Source organism: Duganella sp. Dugasp78 (genome assembly GCF_059491455.1).
In genome coordinates, this window is record NZ_CP168506.1 from 1,774,528 (window position 1) to 1,792,987 (window position 18,460).

The 18,460-nt window shown below is 65.3% G+C and carries 17 protein-coding genes; 9 read left to right on the forward strand and 8 right to left on the reverse strand.

The features are described from left to right. Positions 1–40 precede the first annotated feature (40 nt). Positions 41–361 carry a hypothetical protein gene (locus tag ACEN9O_RS07920; protein WP_495617034.1) on the forward strand — a complete coding sequence of 107 codons (321 nt, stop codon included), beginning with the start codon at positions 41–43 and terminating at the stop codon, positions 359–361. On the opposite strand, the gene ACEN9O_RS07925 is transcribed toward ACEN9O_RS07920, so the two are convergent. Continuing rightward, positions 358–894 (reverse strand): carboxymuconolactone decarboxylase family protein, encoded by a 537-nt coding sequence (locus ACEN9O_RS07925; protein WP_495617035.1) that lies wholly within the window; start codon positions 892–894, stop codon positions 358–360. The two genes, ACEN9O_RS07920 and ACEN9O_RS07925, sit on opposite strands and share 4 nt — an antisense overlap. Positions 895–1,003: 109 nt before the next feature. On the opposite strand from ACEN9O_RS07925, the gene ACEN9O_RS07930 reads away from it, so the two are divergent. Then, positions 1,004–1,906, forward strand: coding sequence for an AraC family transcriptional regulator (locus ACEN9O_RS07930; RefSeq protein WP_495617036.1), 903 nt, complete (start codon positions 1,004–1,006; stop codon positions 1,904–1,906). Here the strand turns inward: ACEN9O_RS07930 and ACEN9O_RS07935 are convergent. Genes ACEN9O_RS07935 through ACEN9O_RS07950 form a run of 4 tightly spaced genes read right to left on the reverse strand, consistent with a single transcriptional unit; the run spans position 1,851 to position 5,742 of the window. Further along, on the reverse strand, positions 1,851–2,162 hold the full coding sequence (locus tag ACEN9O_RS07935) for a 2Fe-2S iron-sulfur cluster-binding protein (protein WP_495617037.1): 312 nt from the start codon (positions 2,160–2,162) through the stop codon (positions 1,851–1,853). The genes ACEN9O_RS07930 and ACEN9O_RS07935 overlap by 56 nt on opposite strands. A gap of 10 nt (positions 2,163–2,172) precedes the next feature. After that, positions 2,173–3,099 (reverse strand): ABC transporter permease, encoded by a 927-nt coding sequence (locus ACEN9O_RS07940; protein WP_495617038.1) that lies wholly within the window; start codon positions 3,097–3,099, stop codon positions 2,173–2,175. After that, a complete protein-coding gene (locus ACEN9O_RS07945) occupies positions 3,096–4,184 on the reverse strand; it encodes an ABC transporter permease (RefSeq protein WP_495617039.1) in 1,089 nt (362 codons plus the stop codon). Before ACEN9O_RS07945 ends, ACEN9O_RS07940 begins: the two co-directional genes overlap by 4 nt. Next, positions 4,171–5,742: an ABC transporter ATP-binding protein gene (locus ACEN9O_RS07950; RefSeq protein WP_495617040.1), complete on the reverse strand. Its 1,572-nt coding sequence runs from the start codon at positions 5,740–5,742 to the stop codon at positions 4,171–4,173. Before ACEN9O_RS07950 ends, ACEN9O_RS07945 begins: the two co-directional genes overlap by 14 nt. Positions 5,743–6,030: 288 nt before the next feature. Between ACEN9O_RS07950 and ACEN9O_RS07955 the strand changes: the two genes are divergently transcribed. The 7 genes from ACEN9O_RS07955 (at position 6,031) to ACEN9O_RS07985 (ending at position 12,481) form a co-directional block, all read left to right on the forward strand. After that, positions 6,031–6,783 carry a GntR family transcriptional regulator gene (locus tag ACEN9O_RS07955; protein ID WP_495617041.1) on the forward strand — a complete coding sequence of 251 codons (753 nt, stop codon included), beginning with the start codon at positions 6,031–6,033 and terminating at the stop codon, positions 6,781–6,783. 133 nt (positions 6,784–6,916) lie between these two features. Then, positions 6,917–7,768 carry an outer envelope protein gene (locus ACEN9O_RS07960; protein WP_495618438.1) on the forward strand — a complete coding sequence of 284 codons (852 nt, stop codon included), beginning with the start codon at positions 6,917–6,919 and terminating at the stop codon, positions 7,766–7,768. Positions 7,769–7,792: 24 nt separating this feature from the next. After that, entirely contained in the window at positions 7,793–8,875 is a 1,083-nt protein-coding gene (locus tag ACEN9O_RS07965) for a BMP family ABC transporter substrate-binding protein (protein WP_495617042.1), read from the forward strand. Between the two features lie 8 nt (positions 8,876–8,883). Further along, positions 8,884–9,900 carry a Rieske 2Fe-2S domain-containing protein gene (locus ACEN9O_RS07970; RefSeq protein WP_495617043.1) on the forward strand — a complete coding sequence of 339 codons (1,017 nt, stop codon included), beginning with the start codon at positions 8,884–8,886 and terminating at the stop codon, positions 9,898–9,900. Continuing rightward, the gene (locus tag ACEN9O_RS07975) at positions 9,897–10,373 is read left to right on the forward strand and encodes a nucleoside deaminase (protein ID WP_495617044.1); all 477 of its coding nucleotides are present in this window, start codon (positions 9,897–9,899) and stop codon (positions 10,371–10,373) included. The genes ACEN9O_RS07970 and ACEN9O_RS07975 overlap by 4 nt, the downstream gene beginning before the upstream one ends. 110 nt (positions 10,374–10,483) lie before the next feature. Next, complete coding sequence (locus tag ACEN9O_RS07980; protein WP_495618439.1) at positions 10,484–12,043, forward strand: S10 family peptidase; 1,560 nt, start codon at positions 10,484–10,486, stop codon at positions 12,041–12,043. Positions 12,044–12,091: 48 nt separating this feature from the next. After that, positions 12,092–12,481 (forward strand): EF-hand domain-containing protein, encoded by a 390-nt coding sequence (locus ACEN9O_RS07985; protein WP_495617045.1) that lies wholly within the window; start codon positions 12,092–12,094, stop codon positions 12,479–12,481. A 77-nt stretch (positions 12,482–12,558) separates the two neighbouring features. On the opposite strand, the gene ACEN9O_RS07990 is transcribed toward ACEN9O_RS07985, so the two are convergent. The 3 genes from ACEN9O_RS07990 to ACEN9O_RS08000 all read right to left on the reverse strand — a co-directional run bounded on the left by ACEN9O_RS07990 (position 12,559) and on the right by ACEN9O_RS08000 (position 18,361). Then, positions 12,559–15,276, reverse strand: coding sequence for a TonB-dependent receptor (locus ACEN9O_RS07990; RefSeq protein ID WP_495617046.1), 2,718 nt, complete (start codon positions 15,274–15,276; stop codon positions 12,559–12,561). Between the two features lie 36 nt (positions 15,277–15,312). Then, positions 15,313–16,725, reverse strand: a complete 1,413-nt coding sequence (locus ACEN9O_RS07995; RefSeq protein WP_495617047.1) for a glycoside hydrolase family 5 protein — start codon at positions 16,723–16,725, stop codon at positions 15,313–15,315. A 154-nt stretch (positions 16,726–16,879) separates the two neighbouring features. Further along, positions 16,880–18,361, reverse strand: a complete 1,482-nt coding sequence (locus tag ACEN9O_RS08000; RefSeq protein WP_495617048.1) for a glycoside hydrolase family 30 protein — start codon at positions 18,359–18,361, stop codon at positions 16,880–16,882. Positions 18,362–18,460: the final 99 nt, after the last annotated feature.

Below are 18,460 nucleotides of genomic sequence, written 5' to 3' on the forward strand. Positions count from 1 at the left end.
ATCGCATAAAATGAAAACGCATCAACCAACGGAGCGCCGCATGACGATCACACCGCAAGAGCTGGAACTGTTGATGGAAGAGGTGGAGAAGGAAGACCCGATCGATTTCGCCGACTTGCCGTTCGACGAGCACGATCTGCGCGGCCTGATCTCCAACCACCTGTGCGAGATGGCCGAGGCGATGGAAAGCTTCAGCGAGGAGGACAAGCACCTGACCTTGCTGGCCGTGGCGGCCAAGCTGGTGCTGGAAAACATGGTGTTGAATATCCAGCTGATGCGGCGCCACGGCGTGCCGCTCAGCGAATCGACCGACGCGCTATTGAGCCGCCTTCGCAAACGCGACGACGGCCCGCAAACTTAAGGCGCGGCAGGGAAGTCCAGCGTCGTCACGTTGACGCGATTGAACAGGTTGGTGAACGTGATGGTGGCAATCGCCAGCAGCGAGTCGACGATCTGCGCGTCACTGTAGCCGGCCTGCTGGACCGCCTCCACCACCGGCGCCGGCACGTCGCCGCTGGTGGTGAAAACGGTGTGCGCAAACGTCGCCAGCGCATCGATGCGCGCATCGCCGCTGGCCTGGCCGTGGCGCACATTGAGCATGGTCTCGCCGTTCAGGCCGGACCTGGCGCCAGCCAGCGTATGCGCGGCCAGGCAGTAATCGCACTGCGCATCCTGGCTGACGGCCAGCTTGACCACTTCCACTTCCTTCGCCGACAGGCTGCTCTTGCGCAGCGCGGCATCCATATTCAGCGCGGTTTCCAGCGCGATCGGGCTGTTGGTGCCCAGCGTGACATAGGCATTGGGCACCTTGCCGATCGCCCCCTTGATGGCGGTGAACAATTGCGCAGCGTGGCCAGTGGCTTCCGAGACAGCTTGAGTGGTCAGACGAGACATGATGTTTCCTTTCAGGTGAGTTGGTATGGAACAGTGTAGGTCCGCCGCATGAGATGATGAATGCTCGAAATGCCCTACAATTTGCTCATACGTCTCAACCACACCAACCATGGACACCCTCAGCCACCTCCTCTCGCTGTACCCGATGCGCACCGCGCTGGATACGCGCTGCCACTTCGGCGCGCCGTGGGTGCTGGACCATCCGGCCAGCGCCAGCGGCATCGCCCCCTACCACCTGATCGCGCGCGGCACGGCGCTGGTGGACGGCGCCGACGGCCTGCTGCTGCAAGCGGGCGACCTGATCGTCTTCCCGCACGGCGGCGCGCACCGGCTCTACATCGGCGACCCCACGCAGGCATCGGCCATGCACAGGGCAGCAGGCCTGCTGCGCTACGAAGGCAACGACGGCGACGGCCCCGCCACCGACATCCTGTGCGGCGAATTCCGCTTCGACGACGACGGCCACAATGGCCTGCTGGCCGCGTTGCCGTCCATGCTGGTGGTGCGCAGCGCCGACCGCGCCGACGCACAAGGCCTGAACCACCTGATCGCCATGCTGCAAGCGGAAGCGGAGACACCGCGCGCCGGCTCGGAAGCCATCGTGCGGCAACTGGCCTCCGCGCTGTTCGCGTTATTGATACGCAGCTGGCTGGAACAATCGATGACGATACCGGGCCTGTTCGCCGTGCTGGGGGAGCGCCGCCTGCTGGCGGCGCTGGATGGCATGCTGTCCGCGCCGCAGCGCGCGTGGACGCTGGAACAACTGGCGGCGGCCTGCCATATGTCGCGCGCCACCTTCGCGCGTCTGTTCAGGCAAGCCGCCGGCGCCGCGCCGGCCGCCGTGCTGACCCAACTGCGCATGGCGCAAGCGGCGCGCCTGCTGGACGCCGGCCGGCACGCAGGCGACGTCGCCGAAGCGGTCGGCTACCAATCGGAAGCGGCCTTCAACCGTGCCTTCAAACGTCAGTACGGGTTGGGGCCGGGCGCATACCGGCGGCGGGAGCCACGATAACAAGATCGCTTTGGGCGATGGCCACGCAGGGCAGGATGTAGCCTTCGCGCTTCTCATCGAAGCTCAGGCCCGGCCACTCGATCTTGTAGCGCACCGTGCCGCTGGTGCTCAGACAGATGCAGGTACGGCAGGTGCCGTTGCGGCAGGAACTGGGCAGCGTCACCCCGCCCTGCTCCGCAGCGGCCAGCAGCGTTTGCGATTCGTCGGCCGCAAACGCCAGTCCTTTCGGGTCCATGCGCACACTGTAGGTAGTCATGCCGCGTATTTTAATCCGGCTTGAAGTTCTGCCCCAGCGACATCGGCTTGTTCAGCAAGATGGTCTGCGGATTCCGGCAAATAATGACCAGCACCACGATCGTGGCCAGGTAAGGCAGCATCGATAAAAACTCCGACGGAATGTCCAGCCCCATGCCCTGCCCGTGGAACTGCAGCACCGTCACGCCGCCGAACAGATAGGCGCCCACCATCACGCCGCGCGGCTTCCACGTCGCGAACACCACCTGCGCCAGCGCGATCCAGCCGCGTCCCGCCGTCATGCCCTCGACCCACATCGGCGTCAGTGCCAGCGACAGATAAGCACCGCCCAAGCCGGCCATGGCGCCGCCGAACAGCACCGTGCCGTAGCGCAGGCCGATCACCGGATAGCCGATCGCATGAGCGCTGTGCGGCGATTCGCCCACAGCGCGTATCACCAGCCCAAGCCGCGTGCGCGCCAGCATCCAGCCGACCAGCACCACCAACGCCACCGAACCGTACACCATCGCATCAAAGCGGAACAGCAGCGGCCCGACAAACGGCAGATCGGACAGCAACGGAAAATGCAGATGCGGCATCGGCTCCACCGTCTGCCCCACCAGCCCGCGCCCCATGAAGGCCGACAGCCCGATGCCGAACAAGGTCAGCGCCAGCCCGGTGGCGACCTGGTTGGTCTGCAAGGTCAGCACCAGGAAGCCGAAGATCAGCGACATCAGCATGCCCGCCGCAATCGCCGCCAGCAGCCCAAGCCACATCTGCCCCGTGCCCAGCGTGACGCCGAAGCCCACCACGGCGCCCACCAGCATCATGCCCTCCATGCCCAGATTGAGCACGCCGGAACGCTCGGTCACCAACTCGCCCATCGAAGCCACCACCAGCGGCGTGGCGGCGCCCGCCGTGCTGGCGAGGAAGGCGATTAACAGTTCGGTGCTGATCATGCGGTCTCTCCAACGGTGACAGGCAGGTGACGCTTGCGCGGCTTGAAGCGGTAGTGAATGAACAGGTCCGCAGCCAACAGGTAAAACAGCAGCAGCCCCTGGAACATGCCGGTGATCGCCGACGGCACCTGCAGCTCGATCTGCGCCGTCTCGCCGCCGATGTACAGCAACGACATCAACAACGCCGACAGCACCACGCCCAGCGGATGCAAACGTCCGACATAAGCGACGATGATGGCCGCGAAGCCGTAGCCGGCCGACACCGACGGCTGCATCTGCCCCAGCGGCCCCGCCACTTCGCCCACGCCGGCGATGCCGGACAAGGCGCCGCTAACCATGAAGGCCAGCCATACGTTGCGCGGCTCGCTGAAGCCGGCGTACAGCGCGGCGGCCGGTGCCATGCCGCTGACCTGCATGCGGTAGCCGGCAAAGGTGTGCTTGCAGAAGAACCAGGCCGCCCCCGCCGCCGCCAGCGACAGGATGAAGGCCGCGTTCACGCGCAAGCCTTCCACCAGCAGCGGCAAGGTGGCCGAGTCGCTGAACATTTTCGATTGCGGGAAATTGAAGCCGGCCGGATCGCGCATCGGCCCGTGCACCAGATAGCTCAGCAAGTGATACGCCACGTACACCAGCATCAGGCTCACGAGAATCTCGCTGGTGTTGAAGCGCGTGCGCAGCAGCGCGGGGATGGCGGCCCACAGCATGCCGCCCAGCGCGCCCGCCACCAGCATCAGCGGCAGCACCCACCACGCCTGCACTTCGTCGAAATACAGCGCCACCGCGCCGGCGGCGATCGCGCCCACCGTCAGCTGGCCATCGGCGCCGATGTTGGCGACGTTGGCGCGGAAGCCGATCGCCAGGCCCACGCCGCACAGGATCAGCGGCGTCGCCTTCAGCAGCAGTTCGCCAACGCCGTACAGCGTGGTCCACGGCTTGATGAAGTAGACGTAGAAAGCATGCAGCGGCTCCTGGCCCAAAAAGAAGAACAGCACGGAGCCAGTCACCAGCATGGCCGCCGCAGCGATCAGCGGCGACGCCAGCATCATGCCGCGCGAGGGTTCGGGGCGTCGTTCAAGCGTGGACATATTTTGCTGCTCCTTCGTTGTTACCGGTACTGGTACTGGCGCCGGCGCTGAAGTCGCCGCTCATCCACACGCCGATCTGGTCGATGCTGGTGCCGGCCGCCGGCACCACCTGCGACAAGCGGCCGTCCGCCAGCACGGCGATGCGGTCGCTCATCATGAACAATTCGTCCAGCTCTTCCGACAACACCAGCACCGCCACGCCCTGGTCGCGCATGTCGATGATGGCCTGCCGTATCAGCATGGCGGCGCCGATATCCACGCCCCATGTGGGCTGCGCGAACACCATCACCTTGGGCGCCAGCGCGATCTCGCGGCCGACGATGAATTTTTGCAGGTTGCCGCCCGAAAGACTGGCCGCCGCCGACTGCTCGCCGCCGCATTTGACGTTGAACCGTTCGATCACCTTGCGCGCGAACTCGCGCACCGCGCCGCGCTGTATCAGGCCGCGCTTGACCATGCCGGTGTTGGCGGCCGGCAGATAGCCGGTCAGCAGCGCGTTGTCGGCCAGCGACAGGTCGGGCGCGGCGCCACGTCCCAGCCGCTCCTCCGGCACGAAGCCCAGTCCCAGCTGGCGGCGTTGCGCCGCATCGAGCACGCCCACGTCCTGCCCGCACAGGCGGATCGCGCCGCTGCCCGCGGCCAGCGCGCGCTCGCCGGAGATGGCCTTCAACAGCTCCTGCTGGCCGTTGCCGGAAATGCCGGCGATGCCGACGATCTCGCCGCTGCGCAGGTCCAGGCTGATGTCCTTGAGCCGCGTGCCGAACGGGTCTTCGCTGCGCACATTGAGCTTGTCAAGCGCCAGCAGCACCTCGCCCGGCTCGCGCGGCTGGTGCACGCATACCGGCAGCTCGCGGCCTATCATCAGCTCCGCCAGCGACTTGGCGCTTTCCTCCTTCGGATTGGCGGTGCCGGACACGCGCCCAGCGCGCAGCACGGTGGCCTTGTCGCACAACGACTGGATCTCGTCGAGCTTGTGGCTGATATACAGGATGCTGACGCCTTCGGAGGCCAGGCGTCGCAGCGATTCGAACAGCTTGAGCACCGCGTCCGGCGTCAGCACCGAGGTCGGCTCGTCCATGATCAGCAGGCGTGGCGACTGCAGCAGGCAGCGCACGATCTCCACCCGCTGCCGCTCGCCCACCGACATGCTGTGCACCAGCCGTTGCGGGTCCAGCGGCAAGCCATATTGTTCGGAGACGGCGCGGATGCGCGGCGCCAGCGCGGCCGGCGCGATCTTCTCGTCCAGCGCCAATGCGATGTTCTCGGCCACGGTCAGCGTCTCGAACAGCGCGAAGTGCTGGAATACCATGCCGATGCCCAGCTTGCGCGCGTCGTGCGGCGAGTGGATGTGGACCTGCTTCCCTTCCCACATGATCTGGCCTTCATCGGGCTTGGTCACGCCGTAGATGATCTTCATCAGCGTGCTCTTGCCGGCGCCGTTCTCGCCCAGCACAGCGTGGATTTCGCCCGGCATCACAGTCAGGTCGACGGCGGCGTTGGCCACCACGGAAGGGTAAATCTTGGAGATGCCCAGCATCTTCAGGCGCGGCTCTGTCATCGACGCTTCCCTCATCGGCTTCCCCTATCGTATACAAATTTAATACCAAAACAGACGCAATTAACATGCCAGTCAGAATCCGCCGGAGCGCTCCATTTTGGGCGGAAGAGTGCACTAAATATGACACACTTTCTCACCAAAAATGTGCGCAGCGCTCAAAAATGAGGACAAAACAAAGTACTTTCGTACACAATGCAAGACAGCCTTACCGCAGTTGTTGTACACGATGCAGTTAGCATGGTTCCTGCTTTATGCAGTGTGAGCACCACCCTCACGGAGAATCGATCGATGCCATCACCAGGCAAACGCAAACCTCGCAAAGCCGAACCAGCGGCCATCGCTGCCGGTGCGCCTGCCGCCATCAAGCGCGGCACCACCGCCGTCGACCTGCGCATCTACCGCGCGGTCGTCAATGCCGTCATGAGCCACCGCCTGCCGCCCGGCACCCATCTGGGCGAAGCCGATTTCTGCGAACTGTATCAAGTCAGCCGCACCACCGTGCGCAAGGCGCTGCAAAGGCTGGCGCACGACCACATCATCGAGCTGCGGCCCAATCGCGGCGCGGTGATCGCCTCGCCCACGCCGGAGGAAGCGCGCGACATCTTCGCCGCCCGCCGCGCCATCGAACGGGAGATCGTGCCGCTGGTGATACGCAACGCCACCCCCGCCTCGCTCAAGCAGATCCGCGCCGCGCTGCACGCCGAGGACCAGGCCCGCCGCACCGGCGACCGCGCCGGCTGGATACGCCTGGGCGGCGAGTTCCACATCCTGCTGGCGGAACTGGCCGGCAACCAGGTGCTGCAGCGCTTCATGGCGGAGCTGGTGTCGCGCTGCTCGCTGATCATCGCGCTGTACGAGGCGCCCGGCGCCACCATGTGCGAGAACGACGAGCACCAGGACCTGGCCACGCTGATCGAGCAGGGAAAAATAAAGGAGGCCACCCATTTGATCGAGCACCACCTGCTGGAAATCGAAGCGCGCCTGCATCTGAATGAACAGGACAAGAAAGTGAATCTGGCCGAGGCGCTGTCCGGCTACTAATGTGGCCCGGGAATTGCTAGAGATGTCGATGAGATTGAATCCAATCACAAAAACGAATTGGATACAAAAGAAGTTATTACAAACCGTGCTGTCCTGCTTTTGCCGTCTTTAATCTCACTGAATGGAGTTCATGATGTCCCGTCTTGCTTCCCGCACCGCCCTCGTCCTCCTCGCCAGCTGCGCCTTAAGCGCCCACGCCGCCGACTGGAGCGACACCTCGCTCAGCTACCGCTACGGCACCAAGTTCGCCGAGCCGTTCAACAACAACGACATCACCAAGAACATCGTTAACCTGAGCAGCGTATCCGGCTACAAGTACGGCAAGAACTTCTTCAGCGTCGACCTCCTGATGTCGTCGGAACTGGACCCGTCGTCCGCCGGCGCCAAGAGCGGCGCGCACGAAGCCTACGCGCTGTACCGCCACACGCTGGACCTGGGCAAAGTCACCGGCACCAGCTGGGCCTTCGGCCCGGTGCGCGGCGTCGGCGCCACCGCCGGCTTTGATTTCAACAGCAAGACCGACGCCGGCTACAACTCCAAGAAGCGCATGGTCGTCGCCGGCCCGACGCTGATGCTGGACGTTCCGGGCTTCCTCGACGTCAGCCTGTTCGCACTGTGGGAGAGCAACGCGCCGTTCAACACCTTCACCGGCGCCGCCACCCCGCGCTACGCCTACAAGACCCACCCGATGCTGACGGCCGCATGGGGCATCCCGTTCAACATCGGCATTCCGCTGTCGTTCGAAGGCTTCGCCAACTTCATCGGCACCAAGGGCAAGAACGAATTCGGCGGCGACACCGCGCGCGAGACCAACATCGACATGCAGGTCATGTACGACATGAGCGGCGCGGTCGGCGCGGCCAAGAACACCTTCAAGGTCGGCGTCGAATACCAGTTCTGGAAAAACAAGTTCGGCAACTCCGACACCAACAACCCAGGCGCCACGGCGAAAACGCCGATGGTCCGCGCCGAATACCACTTCTAACCTCTAGCCTCCAAAGGAAACCGTATGATGAATCGTCGCAAAGTACTGGCACTGGCCGCGCTGGCCGCCGCAAGCATCGGCCTGTCCGCCTCCGCGTTCGCAGCGGAGCCGTTGAAGATAGGCTTCGTCTACGTCGGCCCGGTCGGCGACGCCGGCTGGACCTACGCCCACGACCAGGCCCGCCTGGCGATGGAGAAGGAACTCGGCGCCAAGGTCAAGACCACCTACGTCGAGAACGTGCCGGAAGGCGCGGACGCCGAGCGCGTGATCCGCAAGCTGGTGGCCGAAGGGAACAAGCTGATTTTCACCACCTCCTTCGGCTACATGAATCCGACCGAGAAAGTCGCCAAGACCACGCCGGGCGTGGTGTTCCTGCACGCCACCGGCTTCAAGACCGGCAAGAACCTGGGCACCTACGAATCGCGTCTGTACGAAGGCGCGTACCTGAACGGCGTCATCGCCGGCAAGATGACCAAGTCGAAGACGCTGGGCTTCATCGCTTCCTTCCCTGTGCCTGAAGTGATCCGCAACATCAACGCCTACACGCTGGGCGCGCAAAGCGTCAATCCCGCCATCAAGACCAAGGTGATCTGGGTGAACTCGTGGTACGACCCGGCCAAGGAGCGCCAGGCGGCGGAAACCCTGGTGGCGCAAGGCGCGGATGTGATGGCGCAGAACACCGACTCGCCGGCCACACTGCAAGTGGCGCAGGAAAAAGGCGTGTACGCGTTCGGCTGGGATTCGGACATGTCCAAGTTCGCACCGAAGGCGCACCTGACGGCAGCCACCAACAACTGGGCCCCTTACTACACCGAGACCGCCAAGGCGGTCATGGCCGGCACCTGGAAAACCGGCGAATACCGCGGCGGCATGAAGGAAGGCATGGTCAAGATGTCGGCGCTGAATGCGGTGGTGCCAGCGGAAGCGGCCAAGGTGTTCGAGGAGAAGAAAGCCGCGCTCACCGCCGGCACGCTTGCGCCGTTCACCGGTCCGATCAAGGACCAGTCAGGCGCCGTCAAGTACGCGGCCGGTGTGGTGGTGCCGGTGAAGGACCTGCTGTCGATGAACTTCTACGTGCAGGGCGTGGAAGGCTCGATTCCGAAGTGAGGGTTTAAGTGACCCTTGATCCAGTCCTGTTGAACGACTGGCACCCGGTCGCGCTCTCGCAAGGGATCGCGACCGGCGTGATCGCGGCCACCGACCTGCTGGAGACGCGCCTCGCTTTGTGGCGCGACAGCGGCGGTGCGCTACACGCATGGGAAGACCGCTGCCCGCATCGCGGCACCCGCTTGTCGATGGGTGCGCTGCACAACGACACGCTGCGCTGCGCCTACCACGGCTGGACCTTCGGCAGCGAAGGCCGCTGCAAGCACATCCCCGCCCTGCCGGCGCTGGGAGAAGCCAACCTGAAGGCGCAAGTCGCCACCTTCCACGTACAGGAATGCCATGGCCTGGTGTGGGTCTGCCTCGGCGGGCCTGCCGCGCCGGCGCCGCCGCCATTTCCCGAATTCGCCGATCCGGCACTGCGCAAGGTCTGGTGCGGCCCGTACGACGTGCAAAGCAGCGGACCGCGCATCGTCGAAAACTTCCTCGACATGGCGCATTTCGCCTTTGTCCACGAGGGCATACTGGGCGTGCAGGAGCAAGCCGCCATCGCCGACTATACCGTCGAGACCTTCGACGATGCCGACTACGGCAGCGGCATCTGGGCCAAGCAATGCCGCGCATGGCAGCCGCAGGCCAGCAAGGCCGCCACCGCCGGCGCCGACATCGAATACACCTACCGCGTGGTGCGGCCGCTGACGGCCGTGCTGACCAAACATCCGGCGGCCAGCGTGCGCGAAGCGATCGCGCTGATGCTGCAACCGCTGACCGAAACCACCACCCGCGTCTGGATCATCCTGGCGCTGGACGACTTCACCTCCGGCGACGACGAACTGCGCCAGTTCCAGGACACCATCTTCCTGCAGGACCGGCCGATACTCGAAAGCCAGAGCCCCGCCAGGCTGCCTTTGATACCGGGCGCCGAAGTGTCGGTGGCCTGCGACCGCATGTCGCTGGCCTATCGCGCTTATCTCAAACAACAGAACCTGCGCTACGGCGTGCTGCGCAACGACCAGGAGCCCCAATGAGCCCCACCGATCAGGACCAAGAATTCCTCACCCGCGTGCTGGCGTTGGCACAGCGTTCGCGCGACGAGGGCCATCATCCCTTCGCCGCCATGGTGGTCGCCGCCGACGGCACGGTGATCTCCGAAGCGATGAACGCCTCCAGCAGCGACCGCACCGCGCATGCCGAGATGAACGCGCTGCGTCAGGCATCGCAACGCCACAGCCCCGAGCAGCTGGCAACGGCCACGCTGTACGCCAACGCCGAACCGTGCGCCATGTGCGCCGGTGGCACCTACTGGAGCGGCGTCGGACGGGTGGTGTATGCAATGTCCGAAGCGAGCCTGCTGGCACTGACCGGCAGCGATCCCGAAAATCCGACACTGTCGCTGCCCTGCCGCGAGGTGTTCGCACGCGGCCAGCGCCCCACCGAGGTCATAGGCCCGTTGCGCGAGGACGAGGCGCGGCTGGCGCACGCCGGCTTCTGGCAAAAATAGCCGATGCAAATAGCTGATGCATTTCACACAAGCCGGGATCATAATTGTGATCCGGCCCAGTGGAGAGCGCAGTGGCATATCCAACAAAATTGCATGGATGGCGGTATGAACTGCGCGCGGTGGCGTTTGCCGCTTGCGCCGCGATATTGGCCGCCTGCGGCGGCGGTGGCGGCGGCTCCAGCGCGGCGGTAACACCGGCGCCCCCGGTCACGCCCTCCATACCGGCGGTGCCCGGCGCCTTCGACGACACGCTGGCCTATTCCAGCCTCGCCGGCGCCTCGCTGTCCGCGCCCAACGAAAGCGCCGCCGTCATCGCCAGCCATATCCAGTTGAACGGCCAGCAGTTCAACTACACCGCCACCACCGGCCACCTGACCGCCACCGACGTCCGCACCGGCAAGGCCTCGGCATCGTTCTTCTACGTCGCCTACACCGTGGCCGGCGCCGATGCGGCCAAGCGGCCGCTCACCTTCTTCTACAACGGCGGCCCCGGCTCCTCCTCCACCTACCTGCATCTCGGTTCGTTCGGGCCGCGCCGGCTGGTCAGCACCATCCCCGCCGCCACCGTGCTGACGCAGCAACTGGTCGACAACCAGGAAACCCTGCTGGCGCAATCGGACCTGGTGTTCGTCGACGCCATCGGCACCGGCTACTCGCAGGCCATCGCGCCCAACACCAACCAGACTTTCTGGGGCGTCGACGCGGATGCCGCCGCCTTCCGCGATTTCGTGCAGCGTTACGTCGCCGTCAACAAGCGCGAGGCCTCGCCCAAGATCCTGTTCGGCGAATCGTACGGCACGCCGCGCACCGCGGTGCTGGCCAATCTGTTGGAAATAGCCGGCGTGCAGATCGCCGGCGTGGTGCTGCAATCGTCCATCATGGACTACAACAGCAACTGCGGCGTGCTCGATCCGGGCGCCATCAGCTGCGAAGGCTATGTGCCCACCTACGCCGCCACCAGCGCCTACTACCAGCGCAGCAATCCGCTGCCCACCGATTTCAGCGCCTACGTGCAACAGGCGCGCAGCTTTGCCGCCGGCGACTACCGCAGCGCCATGACGGCTTACCTGTCCAGCAAGGTTGCACCGCCGGCCGGCGTGATCGCGCAACTGGTCGGCTACACCGGCCTGCCGGTGCTGACCTGGCAGCAGAACTTCGACATGGGCCCGGACTACTACCAAAAGAACGCCGTGCCGGGCAAGCTGGTGGGCCGCTACGACGCCCGCGTCTCCGCAGCCAACGGCAGCGCGCTGACGGTCGACGGCGATCCTTCGCTGACGGTCATCAATTCCGCCTTCGTCAGCAGCATCGCCACCTACCTGGCCAAGGAGCTGCATTACAGCGCCAGCTCCGGCTACGTCAGCAACAACGACATCATCGACCAATGGAACTTCAGCCACGACGGCAAGCAGCTGCCGGATACCATTCCGGACCTGGCGGCCGCCATGACATTGAACCCGACCATGAAGGTATTGTCCGTCAACGGCTACCACGATCTCGCCACACCGTTCCACCAGACCGAGCTCGATCTGGCGCGTTTGGGTGCCAATCCGTTAATTGTGCTCAAATATTATGCAAGCGGCCATATGACGTATCTAGACGACACTGCACGCCGGGCTCAGCAAACGGATTTGATTAATTTCTTCAACAGCGTCACAGTGACACCATAAGCCATAAACCATGCGCCCGGCTCAATACACGGCGCGGGGGAGACCACCATGAAACTGTTAGTCCATATTGCCATGCTGGCCACTGCGGCGGCCTGCTGCGCCAGCGCGTACGCCCAGACGCCGCAGCCGGAGGCGGCGATGATGTCGGCGCCGCTCCACCCCGACCCCTACATCCCGCCGGCCATGCGCAAGCCGCCGCGCGACGGCGCCTCCGGCCCGGTATTGCAGTACCAGGCCATGCAGAAGCTGAAAAAACGTTTTGAAGAAGCCGACCTGGACGGCAATGGCAGCCTGAGTCGTGAAGAGGCGCACCAGGCCGGCCTGGGCTTCGTCGAGAAAAACTTCGACCACATCGACAGCGCCCAGCGCGGCGCCGTCACCTTCGAAGACTTGAAGGCCTTCATCATCCAGCGCCGCGAAGAAGCGCGCTCGCGTTGACCCCTTCCCCGTCGTTCCCGCCAAGCTGAGCATACAGTGCATGGATTCCCGCTTTCGCGGGAATGACGCGCGGGCGGTCACAGCTTGTAGTTCAACCCCAGCAGGAACTGGCGGCCGTAGGTGGTGTAGCGCTCCGGCGCATACGAGCCGCCTGAGAACGGATCGCCCTGGCGGGTCTGGTACGGCGAGTTGTTCAGGTTGTTCACCTGGAACAGGAAGGACAGGCCCTTGTAGCGGCCTTCCTCGATCGCATAACCGAGCTGCAAGTCGATCTGGCGCTCGGCCAGGATCTCGCTGAAGGCACGCTGCGCGAACAAGCCCGTCACCTCGCCGCGATACGCCGAACGGTAGCGCCGGCTGACGCGCGCCTGATAGCCCGACTGCTCGTAGTAGACCGTGAAGTTGGACACCACGCCCGACAAGCCCGGCAGCTTCTCCTTGGTGCCCGGACCGTTGGGATGGATCGAGCTCTCGGTGCCGGACATGCTACCCGTCACGCCGAAGCCTTCCAGCGGCGCGTACAGCAGGCCGCCGTCCAGCGCGCCCGACAGCTCGACACCCTTGACCAGGCCGCCGGCGCCGTTGGCCGGCCGGTTCAGCGTGCCGATGTCCTGCAGCGGCACCACGCCCGACGGATTCGGGAAGCCGGCAAAGCTGAACGCGGTCTGCTGGTTGTAGATGTAGCTCTGCAGTTTTTTATACCAGAGCGCGCCCGCGATGTAGCTGCGCTTGCCGACGTATTTTTCCATCGACAGATCGTAGGAATTGGCGCGCCACGGCTCCAGCTGCGGATTGCCGCCGCTGCCGTTCCACATGCGGGTGGTGGCGTCCACGCCGCCCGAGACGCCGGCGCGCATGTCCGACATCTGCGGACGGGCCACCGTCTTGGCCGCGCCGAAGCGCAGGTTGGTGGTCTCGAGGTACTTGCCGAGGTCGAAGTTCAGGTTCAGGCTGGGCAGCACGTCGGTGTAGTTGGCGCCGCCGTTGATCGAGCCCAGCTTGCCGGCGTTGACGATGGTGCCGCGCGATTTCTGGTCGACGTTGACGGCCTGCAGGCCGATGTTGCCGCGCAGCGGGAAGGGACCGACCTCGGTGTCGATGCCCAGCTTGGCGTAGGCGGTGGTGACCTTCTCGGTCACGCCCCAGTCCTGCAGCGCCTGGTCGTCGGGACGGGCCGGCTGCATCGTGTAGTACTTGCCCAGCACGCCCATGACGTCATAGGTCAGCACGCCCGGTATGCCGGCGAAGGCCAGCGACGTCGACGGCTGGATCAGGTCGGACGAGACGACGGCCGGCGCGCGGCCGTTGTTCAGGTTCCAGTAGTTGTTGGTGTCGGCGTGGGTCTTCTCGCGCTTGCTGAAGTTGACGCCGCCTTCCAGGCTGCGCCACATGCCATCCAGGTCGCGCCTGGCCGACAGCTTGAGCGAACCGAGCTTGTCTTCCACCACCGGGTGGTGCATGTCGGCGTCCTTGCCCCAGCCGCCGACGTCGGTCAGCTTGATGATGGCCGGGTCGGCGAAGTTGATGCTGGGCGTGAAGGTCGGCAGGCCGCTGGCGGTCGGAATGCGGAACTGGAAGTTGTTGTCGGTGATGTGCGAGCCGGCCGGGCCCAGGCCGGCGTAGGTTTCCAGCACCTGCTCGCGGCGCTTGGCGGTCGAGTACGAAGCGTCGCCCACCAGCGTCCAGCCATCCTTCTTGTAGGTGTTGTTCCAGCCCAGCGCGCCCAGCTGGTCCTTGCGGGTGTTGAAGTCGTTGCGGACGATGGGTTCCAGGTTGACCAGCGCGCCGCCCACCAGCAGGCGGGTGCCGCCTATGGTCTGGATTTGCGGATTGGTGTAGGTGACGTCGCTCCACTGGTGCGAGTTCCACATCATGCCGCGCATGGTGGTGTCTTCCTTGAACTCGGAATAGTACAGGTCCAGCGTGGTGCGGAACTCCTTGCTCGGACGGTATTCGATCACGCCCATCAGGCCGTCGCGCTTCTGCTTGCGCGAGGTGGCCGTCACCTCGGCGCCCTTGAGCGCCACCACGTCCTCGTCGCCCTTGGGCAGCTTGTTGTCGGTGCCCCACCACCACGATTTGTATTCCTGCTGCTGGCCCGGCGAATCCAGGTGCGCATAGCCGAACGCCACGCCCAGCGTATTGTTCATGAACTGGTCCACGTACGAGGCGCTGACGCGGTTGCCGTTGGCCGGCGTGTTCGAGTTGAGCTTGCCGTTGGAGTTGTGCTCGCCGCGTGCGTTGAGCACGATGGTGCGTTCGCGGATGTCGAGCGGACGCACGGTGTGCAGGTCCACCGTGCCGGACAGGCCGCCGCCGGCCAGCGCCGCGTCCGGCGTCTTGTAGACGGTGACGCCGTTGATCAGCTCGGACGGATACTGGTCGTACTCGGCGCCGCGGTTGTTGCTGGTGGAGACCAGCTCGCGCCCGTTCATCAGCGTGCCGGAGAAGTCCGGCGCCAGGCCGCGGATCGAGATCACCTGCGCCCGCCCTTCGACGCGCTGCGCCGTCAGGCCGGCCAGGCGGGCGATGGATTCGGCGATGCTGACGTCGGGCAGCTTGCCGATGTCCTCGGCGGTGATGGCCTCGACGATGGACTCGGCATCGCGCTTGACCGCCATCGAGGTCTCGATGCTGCGGCGGATGCCGGTGACGACCACCGACTGGACTTCCTTCTCGTCCGCGCTGGCGGACGGTCCCTGTTGCGCCCATGCCGGGGCGGAGGCGATCGCCAGCGCCGCGCAGGCGGCGGCGATCGGTGTCAGTGCGAGTGCGTGGCTTGGCTTGCTCATCATCTGGTCTCTCTTATAGTTTTAAACGGGTGGAAAATACTAGCGGAACGGTTGTGGTGCGGTGCTGCTGGTCATCCAGTCCTGCATGGGCTGGTGTACCTCGTAAGCCTGGGTGCCGAACAACTTGAACAGGTTCTCGATATCGGCGATGGGCGCCGTGGTGAAGTCGATGGCGGGCACGGCGGCGCCGGCGGCGTTGGTGACCAAGCCCCAGCTGCCGCTGCCCTGGCCGCCGCCATTGCTGACCACCTTCCAGCTCCATGCCGTGGTGGCCCAGCCGTACTGGGCGTAGGTATCGAAGGAGGCGCGCGCGATCTGCCCGCCCAGGTCCAGGCCCAGGCCCATCCACGGCTGGGTTTCGCCGATGAAGAAGGCGGTGTCGACGGCCTTGATCTTGTTGTCCCACTCGCACACGCCGCTATTGCTGCCGCCGCTGCAGGTGAGCCAGTCCTTGTGCACCTGCAGGCCGGTCTGGCCCCAGCCGAACAGGCCGGGATAGAAGTGCATTTCGAACGCCACGTTGCTCATGCCCTGGTCGGCCGGCTTGCCGTAGGCGGTGATGTTGCCGCTGTTGTGGCCGGGCAGGATCACCACGTGGTTGGGATCGACCGCGCGGATCGCCGCGTACAGCGTCTTGACCACGGCGGCCAGGTTGGCGGCGGTGGTGCCCCATGGCTCGTTGAGCACGCTGTAGCCGGCCACCGCCGCGCGGTCCTTGTAGCGGCCGGCGATCTGCTGCCACAGCCACACGGTGCGGTCCTGGAATTCCGGCGTGGACCAGTACAGGTTCTTGTTGGCGCAGCCGCTGTGCTGCTCCCAGCCCTGCGAGCCGACCGCGCCGTGCAGGTCGAGGATCACATACATGCCGCGCTGCTCGGCCTGGGCGATGGCGTCGTCCAGGTAGCGCCAGGCGTCGGCGCGCAGGTGGCGCGGATTTTTTTCATCCTCCACCACGCTGTAGATGAAGGGCAGGCGCACCACGTTCAGGCCGAACTTCTGCATCCGGTCCCAATCGCGGGTGGTGATCCAGTTGTCACGCAACAGCTGCATCAGGCGCTGGCGTTCGGCGTAGCCGAAGCGGCTGTCGAAGTTGGCCTCCAGCTTGCACTGGTCGTCGATGCCGGCGCTGCCCTGCCCCATCATCCAGAATTCGTTGATCAGCCAGTTGCCGAGGTTGGTGCCCTTGAGCGCCACCGGGCTGCCGTCCGCCTTCAGCCATTTCGTGCCCTGCGTGTGCAGCATGGTCAGCGGCAGCACCGGCACCGGCGTCACCGGCGTCGGCTTGATTGCTTCCACCTGCGGCGGCGCGGGCGGCGTCACCGGCGGCGCCACGACGCTGGCACCACCGCCGCTGCCGCAACCGGCCAGCATCGCCATGAACAACAGGGCACATAGCGGCCGCGCACCGCACGCCGCCACCCTGTCATTCCCGCGCACGGGAAATCCAGGCATTGCCTGAATTTCCTCCATACTGCGCCGAAATAGACCCAGCCTATGGGTCCCCGCTTTCGCGGGGACGACGTGTTTGCTCATTTGCACTCTCCTTGTGGAAGCGCTTCCACAACAGGGTTGAAAAAACTGCCGCGCACTTGCACGGCAGTGCGTGTCAGGGTTGCCAGGTAAAGGTCGCGACGCTGGCGGCCGGCAAGGTGTAGCGGAAGCTGCGCTGGCCGGGCGCCAGGCGCACGGCAAAGCTGCGCGGCGCCTTGGCCGAGTTCACCACCATCAGCGCCACCGAACCGTCGTCGGCGTTGCGGAAGGCCACCGTGTCGAGATCGTTGTAGCCGCTGGTCGAGGCGATGCGGCGCGCGCCCTGGCGCACGAAGCGGCTGGCGTGGGCCAGCGCGTAGTACTCCTCGTTGCGCGTGACCTTACCGTCGCGGCTGTCGATGGTGACGACGCCGCGGCAATCCTTGCAGCCGCCCAGGTGCGGACCGTCGTTCTCGTCCAGCGCCAGGTTCCACAGCAGCACGCCCCTGGCCCAGCCGCGCGTGGCGCCGATCACCAGCGTGCGGGCGAAGTGCTGCAGATTGTCCGACCACACCGGCGCCCACTTGCCACCCGAGCATTCGGTGAAATACGTGTCCTTGTCCGGCCAGCGGTCGTGCAGCGCGGCCTGCACGCGCACGTCGCCGCCGTAGCAATGCCAGGCCACGCCGTTGACGTAGGGGCTGGCCACCGGGTCTTTCAGCACCTCGGCCGGCGAGCCCGGCTCGTCCCAGTTGTGGTCCCAGTCGAGGATGCGGGTGTGCGGATGCTCTCTCGCCAGCAAGGGCCCCAGGTGGCCGCCGATGAAGGCGGCGCGCTGGGCCGGCTCGACCCGCATGCCGGGATAATCCTTGGGCTCGAAGTGCGGCTCGTTCTGCAAGGTCAGCGCGTAGATCGGCACGCCCTCCTTTTCGTACGCGCCGACGTAGCGCGACAGGTAGGCGGCGAACGGCGCATACGCTTCCGGCTTCAGCGTGCCCTGGATCAGGCTGTCGGTGCTTTTCATCCAGCCCGGTGCGCTCCACGGCGAGGCCATCACGCGCAGCTGCGGGTTGATCGCCAGCGCGGCCTGGGTGACCGGCAGCACATCGGCGCGGTTGGGCTCGATGGAGAAATGCGCCAGCGCTGGATCGGTCTGGCCGGGCGGCATGTCGTCAAAGCTGTAGTGGTGGCGCGAGAAATCGGACGCGCCGATGGTCAGCCGGGTAAAACTGAAATTGGCGCCGGGGGCCTTGCCGAACAGCTCGTTCATCAGCGCGGCGCGCTGCTGCGGGTTCAGGCGATTCTGGATCAGCCAGGCCGAGGCGTCGGTGATGGCGGCGCCGAAGCCCACCATCTCCTGGTAGCGCTGCGCCGGATCGACGTCGATGACGATGGCGGCCTTGACGCCGGCACCGAAGGCGGCATCCGGGCCGCGCGCCAGCAGCTTGCTCTGGTCGCCGGTGGTGATCCAGGCCTGCACCGGGCCCTGAGCCTGCGCCTGCGCGCACAGCAGCAAGACCGGGACAGCCAGCAGGCACCACCACCGTGGTAGCGGATGACGGGCAAGCGAAGGGCGCAAGGCCGCATCGCCCGGCAGAGCGGGGCTGGCTGTGTACATTCGGTCTCCATGCGGCTGGGTCGTGGCCCGCCCGTCGAGGTTTTTACGTGAGTGGAAACGCTTCCACTTGTTAAATTCACTATAGCACCGTGAATTCTT